We start from the raw sequence: 24,733 nt of genomic DNA on the forward strand, positions 1-24,733 counted from the left end.
CGGCCAGCGCCTCCACATCCAAATACCCGCGTTGAGCGTCCTCGCGTCCCTGCATAAGACCAGTCTTAACCACCAGCCCCACCAGTCCAGCCGACGCGCCTAACCCAGCGATTATTTCAGCAGTCTCCTAGGCGGCCATGAAGTGTGCCCAGTCAGGGAAGGGATCCGCGGGACGTGGCGGCCCCAGGCCTTCGATGCCGTCGACATCGTGGATACCGTCGGGGATCCCGAGGCGGTCGAGGCTGCAAGGCGGCTCCGGTGCGACTGGCCAATCAGGCGGCTCGTGCCAGTCCGGCGTCTCCCGGTCCTGCCAGTCCTCCTATTCCTGCCAGTACTCTCTCTCCTGCAGGTCCAAAGGCGGCCACTGTGGCAGTTCCCAGTCGGGTTGTTCGCTGGGGTAGTGACGTCCCGTCGGTGAGGTCCAACCGGGTGGTTCGTGGGCGGTGGCGCCTTCGGGCCTCCATGCGGTGGTGTGTTTCAGGCGGTGGTGCCTGCGACAGGGTTGGCCGAGGTTGCTGATTCCGGTTCCGCCGCCGTCAGACCAGGCGAGGAGATGATCGGCGTCGTTGTCCAGGGAGTGGTTGTTGCAGCCCGGGAATGGGCAGCGTCCGTCACGGAGCCGCAGCCATTGCCGCATTGCTTTCGGGATCCGGTGGCTGGCGCGTCCGATCTCCATCGGCGCACCACTGCGTGGGTCAGTCAGGACGCGCAGAAATGAGGATGCGCCATCCGCGACGAGCCGGCGGGCCATGGACGGCGGGATCGGCCCGTACCCGTCCAGGACAGCCGGTTCCCCGGTCAGGCCAAGCAACGAGAACACCGGAACGGTGACGAGGACCTGCGCCGCAGGCGACGGGACATCATCGGCCCGCCAGGAACCGGCAGGCACGCCGTTAGCCCCGTCGACCCGGCCTCCTGCCGTGAGCATCCAGGCAGCGGCGACGTCAGCGCGGAGCTGGGTGAGGGTACGGGGTTCGGATGGGCCCTGCAGCGTGCGTGCCGCCGTGGTGGTGCGGTCCCAGATCCCGGCCGCTGTGTCTGCGGGGAGGTAAGCGGAGAGCCAGGCCATGCCGTCCCGGTCCGGGACGTACTCCACCCGCCGGTCGGCGGCGCTGCGGTGGTGGCGGGTTTCGATGCTGACCGGGTGGTGGCGTTCCCGCCAGGAGCGGGCCTTTGCCCGGAACCTCCCGGATGTGAGGTTCCCGGCCGGACAGCCCCGCGCCGGGTTCTGGGCATCCGGGTCCAGGAAATGCGCTTCCAGCGCCGCCGCCGCCGAGGGTTCCAGTCCCGTGGTTTCATCACACAGAATGCGTGCGTGCTGCCAGGACACCGTCCCGGACTGCAGCGCGGCCAGCGTCAGCGGCAGCCCGGTGGTCAGGGCCAGGGCTTCGGAAATTAAGGCACCGGCGCTGCGTTCGCTGACGGTCAGGGCACACGCGACCTCGGCGGTCACCGACATTTCCTGTGCGGTGTGTTCCTGGGGCGACGAGGCCGGCGGTGCCAAAGCTTCGGCGCTGGTGGCATATCCGGCCGCGAGGTGCACTTTCACGGCAGAGAACCGGGCCTCCATCTCCGCGGCCTGAACTAGGCCGTCCAGGTATGCGTCCGCCCGCTCCCGCAAAGGATCCGCCCCATCCCGCCAAGGATCCACATCGTCCCCTAACGGAGGATCTGCCCCGTCCCGCGCCGGGTAGGAACCGGCCAGGCCCGCGCCGGCCGCCTCGGGGTTTCGGGTGCCGCGGCGGAGAACAGCAGCCAGCGCGGCAGCGGAGGTACTAATGGCCTCCAGCACTTCCACAACTGCTCTGTTTTCCACACTCTCAGCATGACAGCAGGCACCGACAATTTAGCCGCCGCGCGGAATCCGGATCAGGCCACGACGATGCCGTCTGGCTGGATTCCTAAGCTTTTGTCCGCGGATCCGAACTTTCAGGGACAGGATCCGCGGACAAGCCCAGGAACTCGGCCCGCGGCACGGACCAATCGACGGGGTTGTAGCAGCCAAGAAGCTACTTCAGCCCGGCCCCCGGCAGCAGCTCCACGGCACTTACTGAGTCGGCCACGAAGGCGTAGTCCCAGGCCCGCTCGCGCCACTGGACGTACCTGCCGGAGGCTCCGCCGTGGCCGCCGTCCATCTCGATCTTCATGACAATCGGCTCGGCCCCGGTGGAAACCGACCGCAGGGCCTGCACCCACTTGGCCGGCTCCACGTAGAGCACCCGGGTGTCGTTGAACGAGGTCACCGCGGCGATCTTCGGATACGCCCGGGGACCAACATTCTCGTACGGCGTGTAGGACTTCATGTACGCGTAGACCTCGGGGTCCGTGATCGGGTTGCCCCATTCCTCCCATTCGAGCGCGGACAGAGGCAGCTCCGGATCCAGGATGGTGGTCAGCGCGTCCACGAACGGCACGGCGGCCACAATGGCGGCGTACTTCTCCGGTGCCAGGTTGGCCACGGCGCCCATCAGCAGCCCGCCGGCGGAGCCGCCCATGGCCGCGATCCGCGTAGATGCAACCCACCCTGAGCCAGCCAGCCAGTCCGTGGCGGCCACGAAGTCCGTGAAGGTGTTCTTCTTGTGGAGCTTCTTGCCGTCCTCGTACCAGTGCCGGCCCAGCTCGCCGCCGCCGCGGATGTGCGCGATCACGAACACTATGCCGCGGTCCAGCAGCGACAGCCGCGGGATGCCGAAGCCCGGGTCCATGCTCAGCTCGTAGGAGCCGTACCCGTACACCAGGCCTGCCGCGGAGGAATCCCGGGCCACCGAGGCATGCCGCAGCACCGAAAGGGGAATGCGCGTGCCGTCGGCCGCCGTCGCCCATTCACGGGTGGCCACGTAGTCGGCGGAGGAGTAGCCGCCCAGCACCGGGCTTTCCTTTCGGAGCAGCAGTTCACCCACCGGCAACGCAGCGGTGGGCAGCACAAAGTCGTACACGCGTGACGGCGTGAAGTAGGACGTGTAGCCCATCCGGATCACGGGCGCCTCGTAGTCGGAGCCCGCCACACCGGCCGTGTACAGCTCCTCGTCGAACGCCGGCTCCACCGGATCGCCCTGAGCGGGCGTGCCCAGCCCGGCCAGCGCCAGCACCTGGACGCGTTCAATGGTGTCCTTGCGGACGGACACAATCACGTGCGTGGAGGTGACCCCCGCGCCGTTGACGCGCACCTGGTCGGAATGCCCGACGACGGTGGTCCACTCCTGCTCGGCCAGCGGCTTGGTGAGCTCGGCCGGGTCCACCAGCGAGACCATGGAGTTGATGGCGTCCCGGTTGTGCGTCACGAGGATCTTTTCGGCACCCTCCAGGAGGAACGGCTCGGCCTCGTACAGGACGCGTTCGTCGCGGGAGATCACGGTGGCGAGTCCGGCGTCGTAATCGTCAAAGCGGAGCAGCCGCGTTTCGCTGTACTCCGAGCAGCCGATGCTCAGCACCAGGTGCCGCCGGTCGGAGGAGAGGTCGAAGCCGAGCCACATGGCGACGTCGTCCTCCTGGTAAATCACCTCATCCTCGGTGACGGGCGTGCCCAGCACGTGGGACTTCACCTGGTAGGGGCGCCAGGCGTCGTCCACCACGGTGTAGAACAGGCGCGTGCCGTCGGGGGAGAAGGAGACCCCGTAGAAGATGTTCTCGATGACGTCCGGCAGCATCTCCCCGGTGCGCAGGTCCTTGAAGCGCAGCGTGAAGCGTTCGTCGCCGGCGTTGTCCACGGCGTAGGCGTAGAGGTTGCCGTCCACGGTCACGGCGGTCCCGCCCACCGCGAAGAACGGCTTGCCTTCGGCTTCGACGTTGCAGTCCAGCAGGACTTCTTCACCGGAAAGTTCGACGCCGGCCTCCACCGCCGGGGGCGTCCAGTCGGCCACCGGGTCCCCGGTGTCCTGGGCCTTGACCCGGCACTGGATGCCGTATTCCTTGCCCTCCGCGGAGCGGGTGTAGTACCACCAGCCGTCCTTGCGGTTCGGGACGGACAAGTCTGTCTCCTGCGTGCGTCCCTTGATTTCCTGGAAGATCGCTTCGCGGAGCGGTTCCTGGTGGGCGGTGACGGTCTCCTGGTAAGCGTTCTCGGCCTTGAGGTGCTCCACCACTTCCGCGGATTCCTTGGCGCGCAGCCATTCGTAGTTGTCCACGAAGGTGTCGCCGTGGTGGATCCGTTCCGTGGGGACCTTCCGGGCTACGGGCGCGGCGGCCGCTGGGGTGTTGTCGGCTGGGTGCTGCACTGAAGTCTGGGTCATTGACTCAATATATAAAGCTATTCCGCTGCAGGCACCCGCGTTCGCTACCGGGGTATAGAGTGGTCCGCTTTCGCCGTGCGTAGCGCCCTGCACACAGCGTCACTTCTGCAACTTAAAGACAAGTAGCCGTCACTCAAGATCGGAATGGCGGCTGTAAATAGTCTTTAGGAGTCGGTCGACGGACATCCCGGTCCCCCTGGGAAGGCCCCGCCAGATCGATACTTGGCCCGGATAATGTTCCGGATCACGTTGAGCTGGGCCGGCGGTGACAAGCCTTCTGAGACCGAGGCTTCCCCAGGCGCCGCCGGCCCTTAGCCCACGTGAATTGCCTCAGCCCACGCCTCAGTGCCGGAGCCGCGAATCGGCAGGCGCCAGCCGCCCTGTTACCGCACGCCTGGGCCGTAGGCGATGCGCTGCGTTGAGCCACGTGGCTCCGGTTACGACCGTAAATCAGGAATTCCCAGGAATAGGTCCGGAATGCCCTTGCGGCAACAGTCCCTGAGGTGTTGCCTTGGAGGGTCGGGAGCGCTGAGCACAGAATTCCTGATCTCGAAGACGCGGGCGTTCATGCGTTGCGTCGGATTTTGGCCCGTATTTCTGGGGGGCCGCGGTCTGTGCTCGGACAACGGTAGCCGGTGTCCGAATGGCGGTGCCACTCAGCACTGGTGCAAACCGGTGCCTCCTCAGAGGTCAATCCAATGAACAAGATCATCAAACGCTTCATCATGCTTTTCGCAGTTGCACTGTTCGTGTTCACAGCAGGTGTGTCGGCTGCCCAAGCGGCCAGTCCGCACTTCAAGAAGAACGGTTCACCGGTCTGCACTGTGACCATCAGCGGGTCCACCGCGACAACAACATGTAAGGCGGTCATCACCGGACTCGGCGGCGACGACCTTCTCGCCACCGTTACCGTGTCTGGGTCCGCCGTCTATCAGTGCCAGAACGCCGGCGGAAATACTGCGCCGGGACAGAATAAGGTCGTCATTGGTCCGGCCGTCACTGCCACGCCCGTAAACAGCGATGCTATTAAGAACGGCAACCTCACCCTCGTCACTAACCCGACTGTGTTGTCGGCGCCGAGCACAGTGAGCGGCAGCGCAGCTGGATGCCCGAATCCCAACTGGACCGGCGTCAACCCGGTAGTGACTGTGACGAGTATTTCCCTCGTCATCGAACAGCCCCCGGGAACGGTCATCTTCACCTGCTCGAAGTCCGACCCCAACGGACTGACCGGATCGGTGGCACTCACCTGCTAAGCGCGATTCGCGTAATTTGATTCCGCGGTTCACAGCCAGGCTCCAGTCATTGCCGCAGAGGCACAGTCTGGAGCCTGAGCTCCGTCACCGCGCGGAAGCGTCGGCAGGCGCCAGCCGCGGCAGGAAGCGCACGTAGGCCACCATGCCGACCAGTTCCACCAGGGTCTGGGTGACCACCACCAGCGCAGCAAGTGCCAGCGGCTCGGGAAGCGCCAGTGCCAGCGGAAGTACCACCAGGGAATTGCGGGTGGCGCCGCTGAACACCACAGCACGGGTTGCCGGGACGTCCAGGCGTGCAGACCTGGCGGCGAGCAGGCCCAGCGGCACCATCACCAGCAGGAACGCGGCGCAGAGCGGCACCACGGCGAGCAGCGATCCCAGCTCCTGGCGCACCGCCACAATCTGCGACCCGACCACCACGGCCAGCGTGGCCATCATGAGCGGGACCATCAGAGACTGCATGGCCGCCATGACCCGGCGGCCGGCGCCGCGACCGGGTGCAGAGCTCCGTGTCCACCACTGCGTCAGCGCGGCCAGGGCCAGCGGGATGATGGTGAGCCCCACCAGTGCCTGCACGAAGGGTGACGGGTCAATCGCTGACACCAGGTCGGGGCCCACAAAGATCAGCAGATACACCGGCAGCAGGAGCATCTGGGCAAGCATCAGCACCGGTGCAGCGGCGAGGAGCCGGTCACTCGCACCGCCGGCCAGTCCGGTGAACACAATCACGTAGTCGATGCACGGCGTCAGGAGCACCAGCAGCACGCCCACCAGGAGCGCCTCGTCCCCGGCAACAAACCGGCTCAGCCCAAACACCACCACCGGCACCACGGCGAAATTGACCACCAGGACCGCTGCCATGAACCGCAGGTCACGCGCGGCCCGTCCCAGCGACGCGAACGGTATCCCCAGGAAGGTGGCGTAGAGCAGCAGCCCCAACACCGGATTGATGGCGAGTTCCAAGGCGGAGGCCGAGCCTGGCGCAACGAAACCCACGCTCGCACCGGCGACAATAGCGGCCACATACAGGCCGATCTGGCGGCGTTCCATCCATGCCACAAACGTCCTGATCCTCACCGGCTCCATCGTAGGCGACCCTTTACCCCACGGCGCAGCCCGGTTCAACAGCCCGCGCCGTTCGTAACGCCACTCTGTCCGGATGTGACGCCAAGTGTTGCGTAGGTCACATTCGGCCCATAGGCTGAATGCGGTCGCAGCGTCGCGGCCATGCATGAATAGGGGAACCACTTGAACGAGAAGCTCAAGGTTTTAGTCCGGCTCGACCTCGATTGTGGAGAAGCAGAAGTAGCAGCCCAAGGGCATCTGACGGCTCAAAGCCTCCAGGCCCTGTATGTAGTCGTAAAGCGCGCCAACCACCTGAAAGAAGGACTCCACCTCGTTGTGGATGTAAGCCACGCACGTGTCGAACCAGCTGCAATGGCGCAGCTGCAGGCATGTTCGGAATCGCACCACCTCCCGGCGTCGATTGACCCGCTCCAGTCAGAATGCAACATCAGCGTCCTGGCTCCCGCGTCAATGGGCTCCGAGAGTGCAACCGGAGTCAGGAGCCGGGCCATGAGCCTCGCCGCCTAAGCGGCGGGGAACCGGCAGCACCCACGACGGCGGGACTTACGATGGCGGCCTCCCCGCCTAAGCGGCGGGCAACCGGCAGAAGCCCATCACCTTGCTCCACGGACCAGCTGTGTAGGCACCTAATCGCCTGCAGATGGTGACAACGTGGCGTGCCCGGGAACTAATTTGCCGGCGCCAATGTGTGGACCAGATCCTGCAGGTCGCGCAGCCGGAACGGCTTGGTCAGATACGCGCTCGCGCCCGATTCCAGGGCGGCGAGCCGGTCCACGGGTTCGGCGCGTGCCGAGATCACCAGGATGGGCGCACGTGAGACCCCACGGAGGGCGTGCAGTACGTCATTGCCCCCAAGGTCATGCAGGGCCACGTCCACCGTGACCAGCCCAAGGTCCTTGTCCTCGGCCACGGCATTGATGCCGGCGGCGCCGGTCGACTCGGTTTTCACGTTGAAGCCGGCCCGGGACAGGGCAAGGGAAAGGAGGCTCCGGATGTCCGGATCCTCCTCAATCACCACGCAGTGTGCGCGCACCCCATCAGCTCCCCAGCCCCTGCAGTTGGCCTTCAGTTTACGCCCCGTTCGCGTGGGGCGTCCGATTGTGAACGCTCAGTTACCGCCCTCAAAACCGTTGGCCGCCACGTAGTCCGCCAGGGTGCCGTTGGCGAGTGCTGCCGATACCGCGGCCACAGCTGCGGGGTTCTGGAAAACTATCGACTGGCCTGTGGTGCTGGTGCCGAAACCGCCGTCGGGCAGCCGGAAGAACATGGCGTCCTCGGCCCCCACCCCGCGCATGCTGAAGCCGAGCCGCACCAGCGTCTCCGGGGTGAGGCCCGGGTCCACCAGCACAAAGGGCCGGAGGGTGTTGACCAGCAACATCACCATGGCCGGGTTGCTGAGCGTGCCCTCGCTCATGAACTTGCCGATGAACGCCTTGAGGAACGTTTGCTGGTTGCGGATCCGCTGGAAATCGCCGTCGGCAAACGCATAGCGCTCGCGGACGAACTCCAGGGCCGCCCCGCCGTCGAGATGGTTGATGCCGGCGGGGAAGCTATGGCGGGTATCGTGCGTGGAGGTGAAGGGAACGGTGACGTTCACGTCCACCCCACCCAGGGCGTTGGTGGCGTCCCAGAGTCCCTTGAAGTCCACCATAACGGCGTGGTCGATGTGGGTGTTGAACAGCGTTTCCACGGTCCGGACCATCAGCGGGGTGCCGCCCAGCTCCAGCCCGGCGTTGACCTTCGACTCGCCGTAGCCGGGGATGTTCACCCACATGTCGCGCATGATGGAAATGCCGTAGACCCTCTGCCGATCGGCCGGGATATGGATCAGCATCAGCACGTCGCCGCGCTGGTCGGCCGGCGTTCCGGCGGCGGCCTGGGCTTCCTCGGCCCGGAAATCCCCGCGGCTGTCACTGCCGATCAGCAGGATGTTCAGCGCGACGGGCGGCGGTTCCGGAGTGGGAGTGGGCGTCGGCGTCGGTGTGGGGGCCGGAGCCTCCGTTGACGGCGGCGCCGTGGCACCTTCCGCCGTCGGTACCGCGCTGGCGGTGGGGGTGGGCGCTCCGCCGCGTCCCACTTGCGAGAATGCGTAGGCGGTGCTGCCCAGGGCGATCACCAGGACCATCGCCAGAACCGCTTTGAGCCACGTGGGCTGCCGGCGCAGCCAGGCGGGAAGCCATGCGGAATTTCCCCGCGGCGGCTTGTTCTCAGCCGCCCCTTCCGGATCTGACTGGTTGTCCATAACCGGACGGTACCACCGCGGACACCGAAAAGAACGACGCCGAAGGTCCTGTTTATGTGGGCGTGTTGAGCCGGGCGTAGCGGAGGATGGTGAGGATGGCCGGGGCCAGTTCGTCTTCCATCTGGCGGTAGACCTCGGGGCCCCGTTTGTAGGGGTCGATCACTTCGTTGTCGGCGCTGTCGGCCGCGAGGGCGAGGTGCCGGACGGAGGCGAGGCGGGCGGACAGCCCGCGCCACAGCGTGCCGGCGTCGGACGCCTTTTCGGAGGACGCCTTTTCAGCGGACGAATCGGAGCCGGCGGCGTCGCGTTCCTCGAGTGCCTCCAGCATCCGCGCGAACTCTCGGATGGTGAACGTGCGCTTGAGCAGGGAGGCATCCAGCTGCAGCACCTCACCGCGGTGCTTGGACGTCATGGTCAGCACAATGTCCGTTTCGCGGAGGATCTTGGCGGTCAGCTGCCGTGCGGCGAACGACTTGTCCGTGCCGCCGTACATCCGGACGATGTCCGCGGAGAGCGGCTGGATGGGGCTGCCCACCATGGCGCGGGTTCCGGCGCTTCGCACCTCGAAGCCGCCAGGCAGGACCTGGTCCAGACCGGCCTGCAGCAGGCGTTCGGCTACGGGGGACCGGCAGATGTTTCCCGTGCAGATTGTCAGGATCCGTACGGGCGTTGGCGATTCCACAGTGAGGGCTCTTTCCGGAGTTGCTGGCAGATCGGTGCGATCCCGGATATTCAACTTAACACGCAGGGCAGCCCCGGCCCGGGGGTGAATCGCCCAGAGGCGTCAGCAGATATTGACCGAGTCTTGAGGCTCGGCTGCGGGAAACTAGAGGCGCATTGTGCACAGTGGAGTCAACCGGTGAAGATCCCGGCCACAGCCGCTGGGCGGTCCGTCAAGGATCCCCAACCGAATGTTACGGGGGACGAAGATGTCAGAACTCGCATATCGCGCCACGGAACCTGCCGGAGCCACCCGTAGCAGGGCGGCGTGGGACGGCGCCTGGTCCGTGCCGGCCATTATGACAGCGCCCGCCGCGCCGGCCCCGACCGCACCGGCCCCGGCAACAACAGGCGCGGCAACAACAGGTTCGGCTACGCAGGCTTCCGCCGCGCTGGTTTCAGGCATTCGGGCCATTCCTTCGATCACGCATCCCAATGAGGCCGGCCACCTGCGGCCAGCCGTAAAAGTGCCCGTCACGCTCAGCCTGCGGGGACTCGACGACCTCGCCGGTTCTGTGAGCATTCAAGTGACCATGAGCCCGGTAGCGCCGGTCACGTCGGTTTTGCAGCGACGCCGGCTAGCGCCGGCCACCGGCGATCTGTTGTTGACATTTTCGTCCATGGGCATGGGCGCAGCCAGCGTTTCGACCACGCATAACCTCAGGACTGGCGCCTTCACAGCGGATCTGATGTACGCCGCTGCCGCCGACCTCACGCAGGTGGATTTCGCCATCGACGGCTACGGATACGGCGGCGGGAACAACGATCACCGCGACTTCTCGGTGACCGCAGTGATCACATTCCAGGAGCGTGGGAAGCAGGCGCCGACAGTTTTGGCTTCCAGCTCGCTCATCAGTCTTTAGATCAGCGCAACGCTCCCCAAGTTCACTTTCGCGTTGACACAGCAAACCTTGATGAAGTCTTGCAAATCGCTTGCGCGAACCTTTGGCGCCGTTGGGAAGAGTGGGCGCAGCCGGTGAAAACGCGGCGAAGTCTTGGGCCGGTCCAAGAGGACTGGCCCAGCTAAAACAACGTCGGGGGCGCAATTGTCTGAGGGATTCCTGGCAAGCCTTGAAGCCCAGCGGCTGATCGAAGCTGCGGGCGGCGCAGAGTAGCGACCGGCTGGACTTGAGGGGGAGTCATGAGCGGTGAGGACGGGGAACACGGCGGGGAGCCCCAGTTTGACTGGGATTTCTCAAACGGGTGGGATGCGCGGCTCTTTGAGGATCTGCTGCGCGGCGGGGAACTGCTGTGCATCGACGTCCTGGGCACGCAGTTCACTGTCCGCTGGGGCCGCTCGGTCACGGAGGAGCAGCAGCACAGCATGCGCTCTGCCTGGGCGAGGTGTGCCAGCGGCGGGGCGCCCTTGATTCCGCCGTTGCCCAAGGAACCCACGGAGGCCTTGCCGTTCTCCGCTTCCGTCTCGTATTTGTCGATGTACGACGGCGGGACGTTCGCCCTGCAGGCCACCTCCTTTGGGGAGCTGGCCGAGAACGTCACCTCCCGGGTTACTGTCGCGGCCATCCTGGAGAACGCCGGGGAGCTCATGATGCTGCACGCCTGTGCGGTGGCCTCACCCGTGACCGGGGCCGTGGTGGCCCTCGTGGCCAAGTCAGGAACGGGCAAAACCACGGCAGCCTCGGTGCTGGCAGGGACGTACGGCTACGTTTCGGACGAAACCGTGGCCATCGGCCCGGACGGCTCTGTGGTTCCCTACCCCAAGCCGCTGTCCGTGAAGCAGGGGCCAGGGGAGCCCAAGCACCAGGTGGGCCCGGACGAACTGGGACTTCAGCCGGCGCCGGCCAAGCCGTTCATCCAGTCCATCGTGCTGCTGGACCGGGTTGACGCCGCCCCAAGGGCGGACCTCAGCGCTGACCAGCAGGACCGCCCAGCCCCCGTCCTGCGCCAGTTGCCGTTGGCGGAGGCGTTGCTGGCGTTGGTCCCTGATTCGTCCTCGCAGGGTGAAATCGACGAGCCGCTGCAGTCGCTGTGCCGGCTGATCGACCGCGTCGGGGGAGTCTGGCAGGTGACGTATTCGGAGGCCGCGGACCTGCCGGAGGCCCTGGAACCGCTCTTCCGGAAGCGGCGCCGCTCGAAGCCTGCGTGGGAAGCGCGCGCAGCAGAAGCCGTGTCCGGGGACATCCCGGAGGGGTGGATCCGGCGGGTCGATCCACAGGATGCCGTGGCTGTCGGCGACGATCTGCTGGTGATGCTGGACGCGGAGATCGTGCGGCTGAGCGGGATCGGACGGGCCATCTGGGAGGCCACAGCCGCGGCCGTCCCGCTGGACCAGCTGGCCGAAGAAGTCGGCGTCCGGCACGGCCGGCCGGAAGGCTACCAGGCCGCCGTCACCGCAGCCGTGGGACAGCTCATCGCCAAATCAGTGTTGGAACAGGGCGGCCACTAGCCGCCAACCGCGTGGGGGGCGGTTCCTGCGCGTGGCCCCGCGGCTGGCGCGGGACTTGGTCACCTACTGGAGGAGCCGCTGACTTTTACCAGCCCCAGGCTGAGTGCTGCCGCCCCGGCGGCAACGGCTGCCACGACGCCGAACGGCACGGGGTCGTTTGCCCCGCTGATGCCCACCAGGGGTGCGGCCAGGCCACCGAAAGCGAACCGGGCCAGACCCAGCAGTGACGAGGCTGTGCCTGCGATGTCGGGATAATCCTTGAGCGCCAGGGATGTGGCCGGGGGACTGGTCACTGCCACGCCGCTGACCATCGTGAACAGGGACAGGATGATGGCGATCAGCGGCAGGTGCAGGAGCGCCGTGGCAAGCAAGCCCAGCGCGCCGGCGAGGGCCATGACCAGTCCGACGGCGAGGGTTCCCCGTTCGGACCACCGTTCGGACAGGCGGCCGCCGATGAACCCAAAGATCAGAAGCCCAGGGAGTTCAGGCCGAACGCGAAGGAGTAGCCCTGGGGTGAGAGCCCGTACACGCCTTGCAGGATGTACGTTGCCCCGCTGAGGTAGGCGAAGATGGCGGCGTAGGTGAAGCCGGTGATCAGGACCGCTCCCACGAACACCCGGTCGGCGAGCAGGCGGCGGAAGTCGCTCAGTGTGTGGGAGAGGCCTCCGGTGGTGCGCCGGTTTGCCGGCAGCGTCTCCCGGAAGATCACCAGGGATGCTCCGAGGATGGCCACGCCCACGGCTGCGAGGAAGTGGAAGACCCCGCGCCAGTCGGTGACCGTTGCCAGCTGGCCTCCGATGACGGGGCCGATGATGGCGGCAACTCCGCCGAGGACGGTCAGGCGGCCGTAGTAGCGGAGCAGCTTGCCGCCCGAGTAGACGTCCCGTCCGGCCGCTTGCGCGATCACAATGCCTACCGCGCCAGCGAGTCCCTGGACGAACCTTGCGACGATAAGGGTCTCGACTGTCGGGCTGAGCGCACACAGGGCCGAGGTGACGGTGTAGGCGATGACTCCGATGAGCAGCGGCGTCCGGCGGCCGAAACGGTCCGAGACGGGGCCGGCGATGACCTGTCCTATCGCGAGTCCGAGCAGACAGGCCGTGATGGTCAGCTGAGCTACCGACGTCGTGCTTTGGAGTTCGGCGGTGAGGGCCGGCAGAACCGGCAGGTAAAGGTCCATGGAGATCGGACCGAAGATTGTCAGCAGGCCGAGGACCGTCGCCAGTGGGCGGCCGACGGTCTGTGCAGGTGTGGACGTCGGTGTGTCGATGGCTGTCACGCTGGCTCCGTTCGCTTTGTGGGGATAACCCGTTCACGTTCCATGCAACAGGGACACGTCATCCGTAGCGAGAGCCCTGCCTATCCGGGTTCTGGCAGTACCTCCCTGGGGCGGCTTCCGAGCGGTAGCGTGGATGAGTGGATAACAGGATGGCAGTTCGCGAATTCCTCGCCTCAAGGCGGGCAAAAATCACTCCAGAAATGGCCGGGCTCAAGCTCTATGGCGGACGACGCCGGGTCGCCGGCCTGCGCCGTGAAGAGGTGGCCATGCTCGCCGGCGTCAGCGTGGACTACTACACAAAGCTTGAACGCGGGTACCTCGCCGGCACGTCCGAAAGCGTCCTCGACGCCATCGCCAGGGCACTGAAGCTGGACGAGGCCGAACGGGACCACCTCTACAACCTGGCCTATGCAGCCAGCCCGTCCGGCAGAAGCCAGCGGCGCCCGCTCCAAAGCGGAACCGTCCGCCCCGCCCTGCAGTTCATGCTGGACGCCATTACCGCTGCGCCGGCTTTCATCGGCAACCACCACATGGACATCGTGGCGGCCAACCAGCTCGGCTACGCCCTCTACTCGGAGATGTACCGCGGTCCGGCGCGGCCCGCCAACCATTCCCGCTTCATCTTCCTCGATGCCAGGGCCAAGGAGTTTTACCCCAACTGGGAGCTGGCGGCCAACATGAACGTGGCCATCCTGCGGACGCAGAGCGGGCGCAACCCCTTCGACAAACGCCTGGCCGACCTCGTCGGAGAACTGTCCGTGCGCAGCGAGGAATTCCGGACCCGCTGGGCGGCCAACAACGTCCGGCGCCACTACGCCGGGACAAAAGTCTTCCGCCACCCGGTGGTCGGGGAACTCGAACTCCCCTACGAAGCCATGGAGCTCGCGGAGGATCCTGGCTTCACCCTCACCGTCTACCCGGCCGTGCCCGGATCCCCCTCGGATGAACGACTGCGCCTGCTCGCCAGCTGGGCCGCAACAGAACGAATCCAGGACGTCGCCCGCACAACCCAGCCGCAGGACGCCCACCTCCCCTGAAAAACGAACGCCCGCTAGGAAGTTCCCGCTGCTGCGACGCGCCCGGCCTCCTTGACGCATCTCACGGCTTCCGCATATCCTGAACGAACGGTCGGTAATTATTTATCGGATATGCATAGGAGCAACCATGGCATCGCAGACCCTGCAGTCAGTGCCCGCTGAGCTTTCACCTGAACAGCTCGCAGAGGCAGCCCGGCACGAGGCAGAAGGTCAGGCGTACTTTGACCGCGTCATGGCGGAGGACTCGCGCATCGAGCCCCGCGACTGGATGCCGGCTGCCTACCGCAAGACCCTCATCCGCCAGATCTCACAGCATGCGCACTCGGAGATCATCGGCATGCAGCCGGAAGCCAACTGGATTTCCCGCGCCCCCAGCCTGAAGCGCAAGGCCATCCTGATGGCCAAGGTCCAGGACGAGGCCGGCCACGGGCTCTACCTGTACTCGGCCGCCGAGACCCTGGGCCAGCCGCGCGACCAGATGATGCAGGACCTGATGGACGGCAAGGCCAAGTACTCCTCCATCTTCAACTACCCCGCACGCACCTGGGCGGATATGGGTGCCATCGGCTGGATGGTGGACGGCGCCGCGATCGCCAACCAGGTTCCGCTGTGCCGCGCCTCCTTCGGCCCCTACGGCCGCGCCATGGTCCGCGTCTGCAAAGAGGAGTCCTTCCACCAGCGCCAGGGCTTCGAGATCCTGCTGGAACTCTCCCACGGCACCCCGGAGCAGAAGCAGATGGCCCAGGAGGCCGTAAACCGCTGGTACGCCCCGGCCCTGATGATGTTCGGCCCGCCGGATGACGATTCACCCAACTCCAAGCAGTCCATGGCTTGGAACATCAAGCGCTTCAGCAACGACGAACTGCGCAACCGGTTCGTCGGCATGATGATGGAGCAGATCAAGGTCCTGGAACTCACCCTCCCGGACAAGGACATCCGCTTCAACGAGGAAACCAAGAAGTGGGAGCACGGCCCGCTGGACTGGGACGAGTTCCACGAGGTCCTGAAAGGCCGCGGCCCCTGCAACGCGCAGCGCCTCGAACGGCGCCGCGAAGCACACGAGAACGGCACCTGGGTGCGCGAAGCCGCCGCCGCGTACGCCCGCAAGCAAGCAGAGAAGGAATCCGCAGCATGAGCCCCGAAACCCCCGCCGGCAACGTCTGGCCCATCTGGGAAGTCTTTGTCCGCTCCAGCCGCGGCCTCTCCCACGTGCACGCCGGATCCCTGCACGCGCCGGACGCAGCGATGGCGCTGCGCAACGCCCGTGACCTGTACACCCGCCGCAACGAGGGCGTGTCCATCTGGGTTGTCCCCGCGGACGCCATCGCCTCCAGCGACCCGGACGCCAAGGGCTCCTTCTTCGAGTCGCCCCAGGGCAAGGACTACCGCCACGCCACGTACTACACCAAGAGCGAGGGCGTGAAGCACCTGTGAGCACCACACCTGAGACCACGACTGAAACGCACGACGGCGGCCACGGGGACATCTCCGTCGGCGTCGCCACCGCCGGCACCAGCGGGGACGCCAACGCCAGCGCCACCCGCATCACGCCGGGCAACGCCCTCCGCCCGGAGGACATCGCGCTCGCGGTCAGCCGCGGCACCGCCAAGCCCAGCGAGGACGCCGCCGAGTTCGCGCTGCGCCTGGGCGACGACGCCCTGGTCCTGGCCCAGCGCCTGGGCCACTGGATCTCCCGCGCCCCCGAGCTGGAGGAGGACGTGGCCCTGGGCAACATCGCCCTGGACCAGCTGGGCCACGCCCGCTCGTTCCTCAGCTACGCCGGCGGGGCCCTCGGAGGGGACGGAACAGCCAAGAGCGAGGACGAGCTCGCCTACTTCCGCGACGAGGAGGAGTTCCGCTCGGTGGAACTCTTCGAACAGCCCAACGGGGACTTCGCCGTCACCATCGCCCGGCAGTTCGTGGTGAGCTACTACCAGTTCGAGCTTTACCGCCGGCTCACCGAGTCCACGGACGCCACCCTGGCCGGCATCGCCGCCAAGGCCGTCAAGGAAGTGGACTACCACCGGGACCACAGCACCCAGTGGGTGCTCCGCCTGGCCCTCGGCACGGACGAGTCCCGCGCCAAAATGATCCATGGCTTCAACGTCATCTGGCCCTACGTCGACGAGCTGTTCCGCGACGACGAACTCACCGCACGCCTCGCAGCGGCGGGTGCCGCCGTCGAGCCTTCCAGCCTGCGCGCGGACTTTGACCGCCTCACCGGAGAGGTCCTGGCTGAAGCGTTACTGGACATTCCGCAGGTTCCGGCCGCCCGCGGTGGCGGACGCCAGGGCAAGCACTCCGAGCACCTGGGCTACCTCCTGGCCGAGATGCAGGTCCTCGCCCGCCAGTTCCCCGGGGCGAGCTGGTAGCCATGCCGGACATGTACGTCAGCCACCCCACCGCGACCGAAAGCCGCGCGGACGCCAAAACGCCGGAGCAGAAGGCCTGGGACCTGGCCGCCACGGTGTGCGATCCGGAGATCCCGGTGCTCACAATTGCCGATTTGGGCATCCTCAGGGATGTCAGGATGTTCGACGACGGCGGTATGGTCCCCGCAGTGCAGGTCACCATCACGCCCACGTACTCGGGCTGCCCGGCCATGGACGCCATCCGTGATGACCTTAGGGCGGCGTTCGCCAAGGAGGGCTATCCCACCGTGTATGTGGAGCTGGTGCTCTCGCCCGCATGGACCACGGACTGGATGACCGAGTCCGGCAAGGCGAAGCTGGAGGAGTACGGCATTGCACCGCCCACGGGCCGCTCCGATGCTGCAAGGCACGCCGGGCCCATCCGCCTGCAAATGGCTGTGAAGTGTCCCCAATGCTCCAGCCTGAACACCAAGGAACTCACCCGCTTCGGTTCCACCTCCTGCAAGGCGCTGTACGTCTGCCAGGACTGCAAGGAACCGTTCGACTATTTCAAAGTTTTGTAAGGAACAGGTGCTCCCATGACTGTTGTCCGCCAGACCGCCGCTGAGTCGGCTGCAGCCACCGGCCGCCGTCGCGCGACCTTCCACACCCTGACGGTGGATGAAGTCCGCCGGCTCACGGACGATGCCATCGAGGTGAAGTTCGCCGTCCCGGCGGAACTGGCCGGCCAGTTCGACTACCTCCCGGGCCAGTACGTGGCCCTGCGCACCACCATGCCGGATGAGAACGGCCAGCCGCACGAGGTGCGCCGCAGTTATTCCATCTGCGCCGAACCGCGCAGCTTCGCGGACGGCAGCAGCGAGGTCCGGGTGGCCATCAAGAAGGACCTGGGCGGGCTGTTCTCCACGTGGGCCAACGCCGAGCTGAAGGCCGGCGATGAGCTGGACGTGATGAGCCCCATGGGCGCGTTCGTCTCCAAGCACGGCCGGGACGGGAAAGCCGTGGAGCAGGACATCATGAGCTCCATGAACCACCCGGAGGATCTGGCGGGGGAGCCCGGCAGCTTCGTGGCCATCGCCGCCGGCTCCGGCATCACCCCGGTGATCGCCATTGCCCGCACCCTGCTGGCGGCGAACCCGGACACCCGCTTCGACCTGATCTACGCCAACAAGGCCGCCATGGACGTGATGTTCCTGGAGGAGCTGGCGGACCTGAAGGACAAGTACCCGGCGCGCCTGGCCCTGCACCACGTGCTGTCCCGCGAGCAGCGCATCGCGCCGCTGCTCAGCGGACGGATCGACGCCGAGAAGCTCCAGCAGCTGCTGGGCACCGCCATCCACGCGGACGATGTGGACGAGTGGTTCCTGTGCGGTCCCTTCGAGCTGGTGCAGCTGTGCCGCGATACCCTGGCCGCCCGCGGGGTGAAGCCGGAGCACGTCCGCTTCGAGCTGTTCACCTCGGGCAAGCCGGACCGCCCCGAGGGCAACATCGGCCGGCCGGTGATTGAGGACGAGTCCAAGGAGACGTACAAGATCACGTTCAAGCTGGACGGGCTCGAGGGCAAGGTGGCCAGCCCCACGCACGCCCGCGAATCCATCCTCAACGCCGCCCTGCGCGTGCGCCCGGACGTGCCGTTCGCGTGTGCCGGGGGAGTGTGCGGCACCTGCCGCGCCAAGGTGGTCACGGGCAAGGTGACCATGGACGAGAACTACGCCCTGGAGCAGGATGAACTGGACAAGGGCTACGTGCTCACCTGCCAGTCCCACCCCACCACCCCCGAAGTCACCGTCGACTTCGACGTCTAAGACTTTCCAACCGCAAGGAGCCCCATGATCTCCCTCTCCATCGCCGACGGCATCGCTGAGGTTGTGCTGAACGCCCCGCACAAGCTGAACTCACTGGACGAGCAGGCGCTCAAGGATTTAACACAGGCGTACGACGACGCCGCTGACGCCGCCTTGCGCGGTGAGGTGCGGGCGCTGCTGCTTAGGGGTGAGGGCCGCGCCTTCTGTGCGGGCCGGGACATCGCCGGCGTGACGCCGGAGACGGACGACGTCCAGGGGTACCTGGGCGGGCTGCTGCAGCCGCTGCTGAAGAAGATGACCGCGTTCCCGGCTCCGACGTTCGCGGCGGCGCAGGGTGCCTGCCTGGGCGTGGGGCTGGGCCTGCTGCTGGCCACGGACGTGGTGTACGTGGCGGAGGACGCCAAGTTCGGCTCGCCGTTCGCCAAGCTGGGTGCCACGCTGGACTCCGGCGGGCACTGGTACTTCACCGAGCGGCTGGGCATGCACCGGACGCTGGACCTGATCTACACGGCCGAGCTGATGACCGGCGCCGAGGCCGTAGCGCAGGGGATGTTCAGCCGGGCGATGCCCAAGGGCGAGCTGCTGGAAAACACCCGCGGCATCGTGGCGAAGGTTGCCACGGGCGCCACGGGTGCCTTCAACGCCAGCAAGGACCTGGTGGCCCAGATCCGCGACCAGCGCCTTGGCCTCTGGGAGGCCATGGAGGAGGAAAACGCGGAGCAGGCCCGGCTGTGCAAGTCCGAGGACTACACGGAGGGCTTCAAGGCGTTCCAGGAGAAGCGGACACCCGAGTTCAAGGGCCGGTAAGGGCCCCTCGAAATCAGGCTGCCGGATCGTCCTTCATGGTGACGGTGTCCGTCAGTTCCGTCCACAGCTCAGACTCGGTCGGCAGATTGGCCGGGCAGGTAAGGATGAGTTCCATTAGTCCGTCGCCGGCGGGCATGGACCGTACCGCTAAGCGGTACACCAGGTCCACGTTGCTCTTGTTCTTGAACCGCAGTTCGGCTTCCTGGAGTTCAATGGTCTGGCCGTCCGCGTTCCGAAGTTTCGTGTAGAGCGAGTCAGCGTCTGTCACCACCGTGACCGGGGAACTTGCCGCTTTTTTGATGCCGTCAATCTCGATCTGCATGGAGGCTTTCGTCGCCTCTTCATCGGTGATGGCACTGCGTGGCGGCAGGATTGCCTGGTGCACGGTGAAGATACACGGATAGTCGCTGTTGCTGTACGTGAAAGTGCCACCCTTCGCGTCGGACATGGTCCAGCCGGCCGGGAGGGCAGTTGCCCAGACAGGCGCCGAGGTGAAGTCGGCGTCCTCGAAGAGGTATACCGCGTCGTCAGTGGCTGCGGCCGACGACCCATCGGCTGTGGCTTCCTCGGTAGCGCCGGCTGACTCTGTACTCCCGGCCGTCTCGGTCGGTGCCGGGGTCACGTTCCGCGCGTTGGCTGACACGATGCCGCCCAGGACCATCACGCCGGCCACAGCAAGGACCGCCACTACACCAACACCGCCGGCAACCCAGCCCCAGACCGGGATGCCGCCCTTTGGCGGGGTCTGGCCGAACTGACCCGGTCCGGGCTGCCCGTATTGTCCGTGTCCGGGCTCGCCGTACGGCGGCTGGCCGACGTTGTACTGGTCCGCCCGCGGAGGATAGGGCGGCTGGCCGAATTCCGGCTGGCCCTGTTGGTTCTGCTGGCCGGGCTGCGGCGGATACGGCTGCCCGGGCTGCGGCGGGTAGGGCGGGAACTGCTGCTGCTGTTGGCTGTCGGGTCCCGGTGCCGGAGCGTCGGGGTGTTGCCATCCGTTGTGGTCCGGCTGTTGCGGAGTTCCGGGCTGCTGGTCGTTGTTCAAGTTGTCCCCCAAGTTTCGTGAAAGCTGCAATCCGAGTATGTCCGGTTAATCGAATGCCTGCGATGGGCAGCGCTCCCCATTCCCGCGTAATCTGGGCAATGAATTGCCAGTTTCGCCCAACGATTTGTATGGTTCAGCTATGACTTTGGGGAAAAGAGTAAGAAAAGCTGTCATTCCTGCTGCCGGATTGGGAACTCGCTTCCTGCCCGCCACCAAGGCAATGCCGAAGGAAATGTTGCCGGTTGTTGACCAGCCCGCAATCCAGTACGTGGTGGAAGAAGCCGTCAAGGCAGGCCTGACGGACCTCCTCATGATCACGGGACGCCAGAAACGGGCGCTGGAGGACCACTTTGACCGCGCACCGGCCCTTGAGCGGACCTTGGAGCTCAAGGGCGACCTGGACCGGCTGGAGGCCGTCCGGCACGCCTCCAGCCTCGCGCCGCTGCATTACCTGCGCCAAGGGGACCCCAAGGGCCTGGGACACGCAGTGCTATGTGCCCGCCAGCACGTGGGTGACGAGCCGTTTGCTGTCCTGCTGGGTGATGACCTCATCGACGAACGCGATGAGCTGCTGAGCACCATGATCGACGTCCAGGCCAAGACCGGGGGTTCTGTCATTGCGCTGATCGAGGTGGACCCGTCCCAGATCAGTGCTTACGGCTGCGCGGACATCACGCCGGTGGACGGCGAGAACTACTTCCGGGTGAACCGTCTGGTGGAGAAGCCCTCTGTGGACGAGGCTCCGTCGAACCTGGCCGTCATAGGCAGGTACGTGCTGCACCCGGCGGTGTTCGACGTTCTGGAGGAGACCCAGCCGGGCCGCGGCGGCGAGATCCAGCTGACGGACGCGCTGCAGACCCTCGCGACGTCGGAGGGCGAAGGCAGTGGTGTCTATGGGGTTGTGTTCCGTGGGCGTCGCTATGACACCGGAGACAAGCTCAGCTACATCAAGGCCGTCATTTCCATTGCTTCGGAGCGCGTGGACTTTGGCGAAGACCTGAAAGCATGGATGAAGGAATTCGTGAACGAATAAGCAGACTCAGGATCTGTTGTGGGACGGGCTCAGCGCTGAAAAGCGTTGGGCCCGTCTCGCTTTAAGAATCGCAGCGGCCCTTCGTGCGAAGAGGCAGCCCATGACAGTGCCGGCTGTGTTTGTGACAAGATCCAGCGGGCTTGCGAACCGATCGTGAAGAAATAGCTGCTGGCCCAGTTCCATGCAGCCAGAGACCAACAGACCGAAGGCGCCGAGCTGCCAAATACGTTTGCCTGGGAAAGCCCGTGATGAGACAACTCCAACGGGCACGAAGAGGGCCACGTTCGCTGTGGCCTCGATGAATGAATAATTGACCCAGCCGGGAATCCCCAGGGCGTGGATCACGAGGAGGAAGCCGGCAAGCTCTCCCTGCACCGGTTGGTCTACCGGAGTTGGCCAGTAAGCCACGAACGCCAGAGGCACGATCATGGCCCCTAGGATTATCCGCCAGAGGAGGGGCTGTTCCAGGCGATTCAAGCGGGCCTCAGGAGGTCCGCAGCAAGGCCAGGGCGCCCACTCCAAAGGCCGCTATCGCAAGCAATGCCAGGAAGATGTAGGGGAGTGTCTGAGGCGGCGGCACCAGAGCGGCCACGTCGAAAGGGATACGGAACTGCCACCGCGGTTTGCGCCAATGTCTCCCCATAGCTCTTATGAATACCACGGCATGACGTTTCGGCGTAGGTATTCCGGGTTAAATGCAGAGGGTGGGTGGTCTCCGGTTTCCCGGAGGACCACCCACCCTCTTTGGTGTTTGTAAGTTTAGCCTTACGCTCCGGCCTCAGCCTTGGCGCGGCGGCGAACCACAACTACTGAGGTTGCGCCGGCAGCCAGTGCGCCTGCGCCCACCAGGGACCACAGAACCAGGCTTGCGTCCGCACCGGTGTTGGCGAGCCCGGTGCCAGTGTTCGCCAGCGGGGCACCGCCGGTGTTTGCCAGGCCAGTGCCTGAGGCGACGACGGTGACGGTCGCGCTGGCGGTCTTGCCGGACGTAGCGCCAGTGGCAGTGAGGGTGTAGACGCCCGGCTCGTTGATGGACAGCGTGTAGGCGAAGGCGCCGTTGGCGTCAGCCGTCGTGGAGAAGGTCTGAGGAGCCAGCGGCAGAGTGATCTTGGTCGGAACCGTGCGGCTACCGTTGGAGACGCTGGAGCCGTTTGCTGCCGGGGGGTTGCCCGGGGTTACGGTGATGGTCAGGCCTTCGCCAGCAAGAAAGCCGTTGCCGCGGAAGACGAACTGCTCGCCCGGGCCAACGGTGCCGTCAGAAACTGCTGCGTTGGCCGGCGGTGCCGGGTAGGTGGCTGCGACGGCCGGAACGGCGCCGATAAGTGCGATGGAACCTGCGAGTGCGATTGCTGCAAGTGATTTCTTCATGAGTCCCCCTGAGACCGTAATTACGATGTGTCACGTGATGAGTGGAGATTTCCGATCCCCCGAGTGACCGTAGGTTGAAATCTCATTTGCTGTGCCCGAGTAAACGGTAACACCCCGTGACGGGTGTTACCAAAGTGAATCAAGTCGCTTTACATACTGTTAACGGGATGTCTACTTCTCCGGAATGCATTCTGCCTGTTTGGTGCCGAGGGCTACCTCGTTGACGGGCTGGACGGTCGGCGTGACAACCAAGTTAGGTTCTGTGTGCTGAACGATTTTCCCAAAGGTCAGTTCTACGGTACTGCTCTGACCGGGTGCCAAAGTGACAGTCACCGAACCAACGGGCCGGTTGCTGTGCCTATGCGCGGCGAAATCCGTCTTGGTGCCATCTACCGTCGCTGTTTCGACGTTCGCTTGGACTGGACCATAGGCAATGATGTTTGTCTGCACCGACCCAGGCGCTACGCCGAAGGCGCCGGCTCCGGTCACGTAGGCCGGCAGCGAGCTGGCGGCATCTGCCGGAGCGGTATTGGTGCTTGTGATGCGCACCTTGACCTGCCCGTAGTCATCACCCGTGCATTCTTCGACGAGTTGCACGGTGCGCTTCACGTAGTAATCCATCTTGGCACCAGTGCCATCATTGAAGTAGACCCCGAACTGCGCGGGCGAGACGCTGGAGCCGGCGATAGAGCCGCTCAGAGGGTACTTCGCGATGGTGGCTTGTTCATCGGAGTTGCCCGACCAAACGAGTACCCGCCCTTCTGCCGTTCCCCGCGTCATGCCGTCGACGAGTGCCTTGGCGTCACCTTTGCCGCTGGAGAGTGCAGCGAAAATTTCTTGGGCGACGCCAGCAAAGTAGGCGTCCTGAAGTTTAGGCTGTTCGATCTTGGCATAAACGTCCGAGAGTAATGTCGGTACGACGTTCTTGCCGTTCAGTTCTGTTGGCAATCCAACGCTGGCGAGCGTGGCGAGCTCAGCGTTCTTAATTTTGACAGGCCCGGTTGCGTCCAAGAGATACCCGAGAGCCACCGGGTCAATGGATATAACGCCGGCGACGCGCTTGCCGGTCTTTTGTTCCCATATGGCCTGAGCCGTGCTGGCGGTAGTGGGGAAATCCGGGGTCAGGTTTACATCCTGCATGAACTTTCCCACACGTCCAGAGTAAATCTGCTGCTGCTCTGCCTCCACAGGGAAGGGCGGCGACATAATGCCAACATCGCTGGCTGTGCTTTGCTCGCCTAGCGTCAACTTACCTTTGTGAAGTGTGAGTATGGCGAGAGCCCCGGGAATTCCACCAGTCGCCCGGGCTTCGGCATTATTCTGGATCATAAGGAGATAATCGCGTGGAGCCTCGGATCCAAGCATTTCCGGGGCGATTTGCGCAGCATCGGCGGAAGCGTCCAGAGCGCCAGTCACCGACTGCAGTTGCTCGCGAGCCTGGGTTAGTGGTTCGGCGACTTGGGGCAGGAGACCGCTCGCATCAATTCTGTTCAGCCTTTCGGCCGAAACTCTTACTGCGTGAGCGGCGGATGAAACGCTCGGCGCGGCCTTGCTGAGTGGTTCCAAATCAGTCTCAGCGGCGCTCGGAACGAGACTGTCCCAATTCAAGGAGCTGAAGACTCTGACAAGTGGTGCTACGCCCAATGCGGAGACATCGTCGGCTGAACGGGTAACTTCGGCGACAGCGCTGAAATTGGGTCCCAGTCCTGGCACGACAGAGGCAATCGTCCACAGAGGGTCATCGGCCGCATCACGTGCGGCTCCGGTGTGGGTTCGTAGCTGCTCTACGGTCGTCGACGCCTTTTCCGGGCTGTTGTTTGCGATATCCGCTTTCAAGACGGGTATTAGCTGGGTCGCGGCCTCTAATTCGTTCTTGATGATAGAGGCTCTCGAACCCAACCAAACGGCAGTTAGCAGCACCAACACCCCGGCCAGGCCTACTGAAGCCAACGAAACTAGCAGAGCGCGGCGTCGCCTGTTCCGTCTAATGCGGCCCTTGCCTCGACTCTTAGTAGTTGCACCGCTCTTATCACCTTCGATTTGGGCCATA

24 protein-coding genes are annotated in these 24,733 nt (G+C 65.2%); 12 read left to right on the forward strand and 12 right to left on the reverse strand.

The genetic code is table 11. The annotated features are described in order from the left end of the window. Positions 1 to 319 precede the first annotated feature (319 nt). Together J7I79_RS19260 and J7I79_RS19265 are read right to left on the reverse strand one after the other, a co-directional pair. Positions 320 to 1,816, reverse strand: a complete 1,497-nt coding sequence (locus J7I79_RS19260) for an HNH endonuclease signature motif containing protein (RefSeq protein WP_214955963.1) — start codon at positions 1,814 to 1,816, stop codon at positions 320 to 322. A 193-nt stretch (positions 1,817 to 2,009) separates the two neighbouring features. Beyond that, entirely contained in the window at positions 2,010 to 4,229 is a 2,220-nt protein-coding gene (locus tag J7I79_RS19265) for a S9 family peptidase (protein ID WP_214955965.1), read from the reverse strand. Between the two features lie 698 nt (positions 4,230 to 4,927). Here J7I79_RS19265 and J7I79_RS19270 point away from each other — a divergent pair. Next, on the forward strand, positions 4,928 to 5,485 hold the full coding sequence (locus J7I79_RS19270) for a hypothetical protein (protein WP_214955967.1): 558 nt from the start codon (positions 4,928 to 4,930) through the stop codon (positions 5,483 to 5,485). 84 nt (positions 5,486 to 5,569) lie between these two features. On the opposite strand, the gene J7I79_RS19275 is transcribed toward J7I79_RS19270, so the two are convergent. Beyond that, positions 5,570 to 6,571, reverse strand: a complete 1,002-nt coding sequence (locus J7I79_RS19275) for an arsenic resistance protein (protein ID WP_251043039.1) — start codon at positions 6,569 to 6,571, stop codon at positions 5,570 to 5,572. A 162-nt stretch (positions 6,572 to 6,733) separates the two neighbouring features. Between J7I79_RS19275 and J7I79_RS19280 the strand changes: the two genes are divergently transcribed. Next, positions 6,734 to 7,078 (forward strand): hypothetical protein, encoded by a 345-nt coding sequence (locus tag J7I79_RS19280; protein WP_214955969.1) that lies wholly within the window; start codon positions 6,734 to 6,736, stop codon positions 7,076 to 7,078. 160 nt (positions 7,079 to 7,238) lie between these two features. On the opposite strand, the gene J7I79_RS19285 is transcribed toward J7I79_RS19280, so the two are convergent. From J7I79_RS19285 to J7I79_RS19295, 3 genes are all read right to left on the reverse strand, one after another. After that, positions 7,239 to 7,604 (reverse strand): response regulator transcription factor, encoded by a 366-nt coding sequence (locus tag J7I79_RS19285; protein ID WP_214955971.1) that lies wholly within the window; start codon positions 7,602 to 7,604, stop codon positions 7,239 to 7,241. A 75-nt stretch (positions 7,605 to 7,679) separates the two neighbouring features. Beyond that, positions 7,680 to 8,813 (reverse strand): LCP family protein, encoded by a 1,134-nt coding sequence (locus J7I79_RS19290; protein ID WP_214955978.1) that lies wholly within the window; start codon positions 8,811 to 8,813, stop codon positions 7,680 to 7,682. A 52-nt stretch (positions 8,814 to 8,865) separates the two neighbouring features. Next, a complete protein-coding gene (locus tag J7I79_RS19295; RefSeq protein WP_214955981.1) occupies positions 8,866 to 9,495 on the reverse strand; it encodes a low molecular weight phosphatase family protein in 630 nt (209 codons plus the stop codon). A 337-nt stretch (positions 9,496 to 9,832) separates the two neighbouring features. Between J7I79_RS19295 and J7I79_RS19300 the strand changes: the two genes are divergently transcribed. Together J7I79_RS19300 and J7I79_RS19305 are read left to right on the forward strand one after the other, a co-directional pair. Next, positions 9,833 to 10,396: a hypothetical protein gene (locus J7I79_RS19300; protein WP_214955983.1), complete on the forward strand. Its 564-nt coding sequence runs from the start codon at positions 9,833 to 9,835 to the stop codon at positions 10,394 to 10,396. Between the two features lie 278 nt (positions 10,397 to 10,674). Beyond that, positions 10,675 to 11,940: an ATP-binding protein gene (locus J7I79_RS19305; protein ID WP_214955985.1), complete on the forward strand. Its 1,266-nt coding sequence runs from the start codon at positions 10,675 to 10,677 to the stop codon at positions 11,938 to 11,940. Between the two features lie 59 nt (positions 11,941 to 11,999). On the opposite strand, the gene J7I79_RS24800 is transcribed toward J7I79_RS19305, so the two are convergent. Further along, entirely contained in the window at positions 12,000 to 12,410 is a 411-nt protein-coding gene (locus J7I79_RS24800) for an MFS transporter (RefSeq protein ID WP_311380615.1), read from the reverse strand. Continuing rightward, positions 12,407 to 13,219 (reverse strand): multidrug effflux MFS transporter, encoded by an 813-nt coding sequence (locus J7I79_RS24805; RefSeq protein ID WP_311380613.1) that lies wholly within the window; start codon positions 13,217 to 13,219, stop codon positions 12,407 to 12,409. Before J7I79_RS24805 ends, J7I79_RS24800 begins: the two co-directional genes overlap by 4 nt. Before the next feature lie 149 nt (positions 13,220 to 13,368). Between J7I79_RS24805 and J7I79_RS19315 the strand changes: the two genes are divergently transcribed. The 7 genes from J7I79_RS19315 to J7I79_RS19345 all read left to right on the forward strand — a co-directional run bounded on the left by J7I79_RS19315 (position 13,369) and on the right by J7I79_RS19345 (position 19,240). After that, positions 13,369 to 14,256: a helix-turn-helix transcriptional regulator gene (locus J7I79_RS19315; protein ID WP_251043040.1), complete on the forward strand. Its 888-nt coding sequence runs from the start codon at positions 13,369 to 13,371 to the stop codon at positions 14,254 to 14,256. Between the two features lie 127 nt (positions 14,257 to 14,383). After that, positions 14,384 to 15,391: a 1,2-phenylacetyl-CoA epoxidase subunit PaaA gene (gene paaA / locus J7I79_RS19320; RefSeq protein ID WP_214955988.1), complete on the forward strand. Its 1,008-nt coding sequence runs from the start codon at positions 14,384 to 14,386 to the stop codon at positions 15,389 to 15,391. Next, a complete protein-coding gene (gene paaB, locus J7I79_RS19325) occupies positions 15,388 to 15,690 on the forward strand; it encodes a 1,2-phenylacetyl-CoA epoxidase subunit PaaB (RefSeq protein WP_214955990.1) in 303 nt (100 codons plus the stop codon). The genes paaA and paaB overlap by 4 nt, the downstream gene beginning before the upstream one ends. Further along, positions 15,687 to 16,628 (forward strand): 1,2-phenylacetyl-CoA epoxidase subunit PaaC, encoded by a 942-nt coding sequence (gene paaC, locus J7I79_RS19330; RefSeq protein ID WP_214955998.1) that lies wholly within the window; start codon positions 15,687 to 15,689, stop codon positions 16,626 to 16,628. Before paaB ends, paaC begins: the two co-directional genes overlap by 4 nt. A 2-nt stretch (positions 16,629 to 16,630) precedes the next feature. Continuing rightward, positions 16,631 to 17,191 carry a 1,2-phenylacetyl-CoA epoxidase subunit PaaD gene (paaD, locus tag J7I79_RS19335; protein WP_214956000.1) on the forward strand — a complete coding sequence of 187 codons (561 nt, stop codon included), beginning with the start codon at positions 16,631 to 16,633 and terminating at the stop codon, positions 17,189 to 17,191. A 15-nt stretch (positions 17,192 to 17,206) separates the two neighbouring features. Then, the gene (gene paaE / locus J7I79_RS19340) at positions 17,207 to 18,433 is read left to right on the forward strand and encodes a 1,2-phenylacetyl-CoA epoxidase subunit PaaE (RefSeq protein ID WP_214956001.1); all 1,227 of its coding nucleotides are present in this window, start codon (positions 17,207 to 17,209) and stop codon (positions 18,431 to 18,433) included. A gap of 24 nt (positions 18,434 to 18,457) precedes the next feature. Beyond that, a complete protein-coding gene (locus J7I79_RS19345; protein ID WP_214956003.1) occupies positions 18,458 to 19,240 on the forward strand; it encodes an enoyl-CoA hydratase/isomerase family protein in 783 nt (260 codons plus the stop codon). Between the two features lie 13 nt (positions 19,241 to 19,253). Here J7I79_RS19345 and J7I79_RS19350 read toward each other — a convergent pair whose 3' ends face one another. Continuing rightward, the gene (locus J7I79_RS19350) at positions 19,254 to 20,282 is read right to left on the reverse strand and encodes a hypothetical protein (protein WP_214956004.1); all 1,029 of its coding nucleotides are present in this window, start codon (positions 20,280 to 20,282) and stop codon (positions 19,254 to 19,256) included. Between the two features lie 139 nt (positions 20,283 to 20,421). Here J7I79_RS19350 and galU point away from each other — a divergent pair, with 139 nt between their 5' ends. After that, entirely contained in the window at positions 20,422 to 21,315 is an 894-nt protein-coding gene (gene galU, locus J7I79_RS19355) for a UTP--glucose-1-phosphate uridylyltransferase GalU (RefSeq protein WP_214956006.1), read from the forward strand. A gap of 6 nt (positions 21,316 to 21,321) precedes the next feature. On the opposite strand, the gene J7I79_RS19360 is transcribed toward galU, so the two are convergent. From J7I79_RS19360 to J7I79_RS19370, 3 genes are all read right to left on the reverse strand, one after another. Next, complete coding sequence (locus J7I79_RS19360; RefSeq protein ID WP_214956008.1) at positions 21,322 to 21,744, reverse strand: VanZ family protein; 423 nt, start codon at positions 21,742 to 21,744, stop codon at positions 21,322 to 21,324. Positions 21,745 to 22,080: 336 nt separating this feature from the next. Then, positions 22,081 to 22,683, reverse strand: a complete 603-nt coding sequence (locus J7I79_RS19365) for an LPXTG cell wall anchor domain-containing protein (protein ID WP_214956010.1) — start codon at positions 22,681 to 22,683, stop codon at positions 22,081 to 22,083. Between the two features lie 171 nt (positions 22,684 to 22,854). Beyond that, positions 22,855 to 24,732: a DUF4012 domain-containing protein gene (locus J7I79_RS19370; protein WP_214956012.1), complete on the reverse strand. Its 1,878-nt coding sequence runs from the start codon at positions 24,730 to 24,732 to the stop codon at positions 22,855 to 22,857. Position 24,733 lies beyond the last annotated feature (1 nt).

This window comes from Arthrobacter sp. ISL-69 (genome assembly GCF_018613775.1).
Lineage (GTDB): Bacteria > Actinomycetota > Actinomycetes > Actinomycetales > Micrococcaceae > Arthrobacter.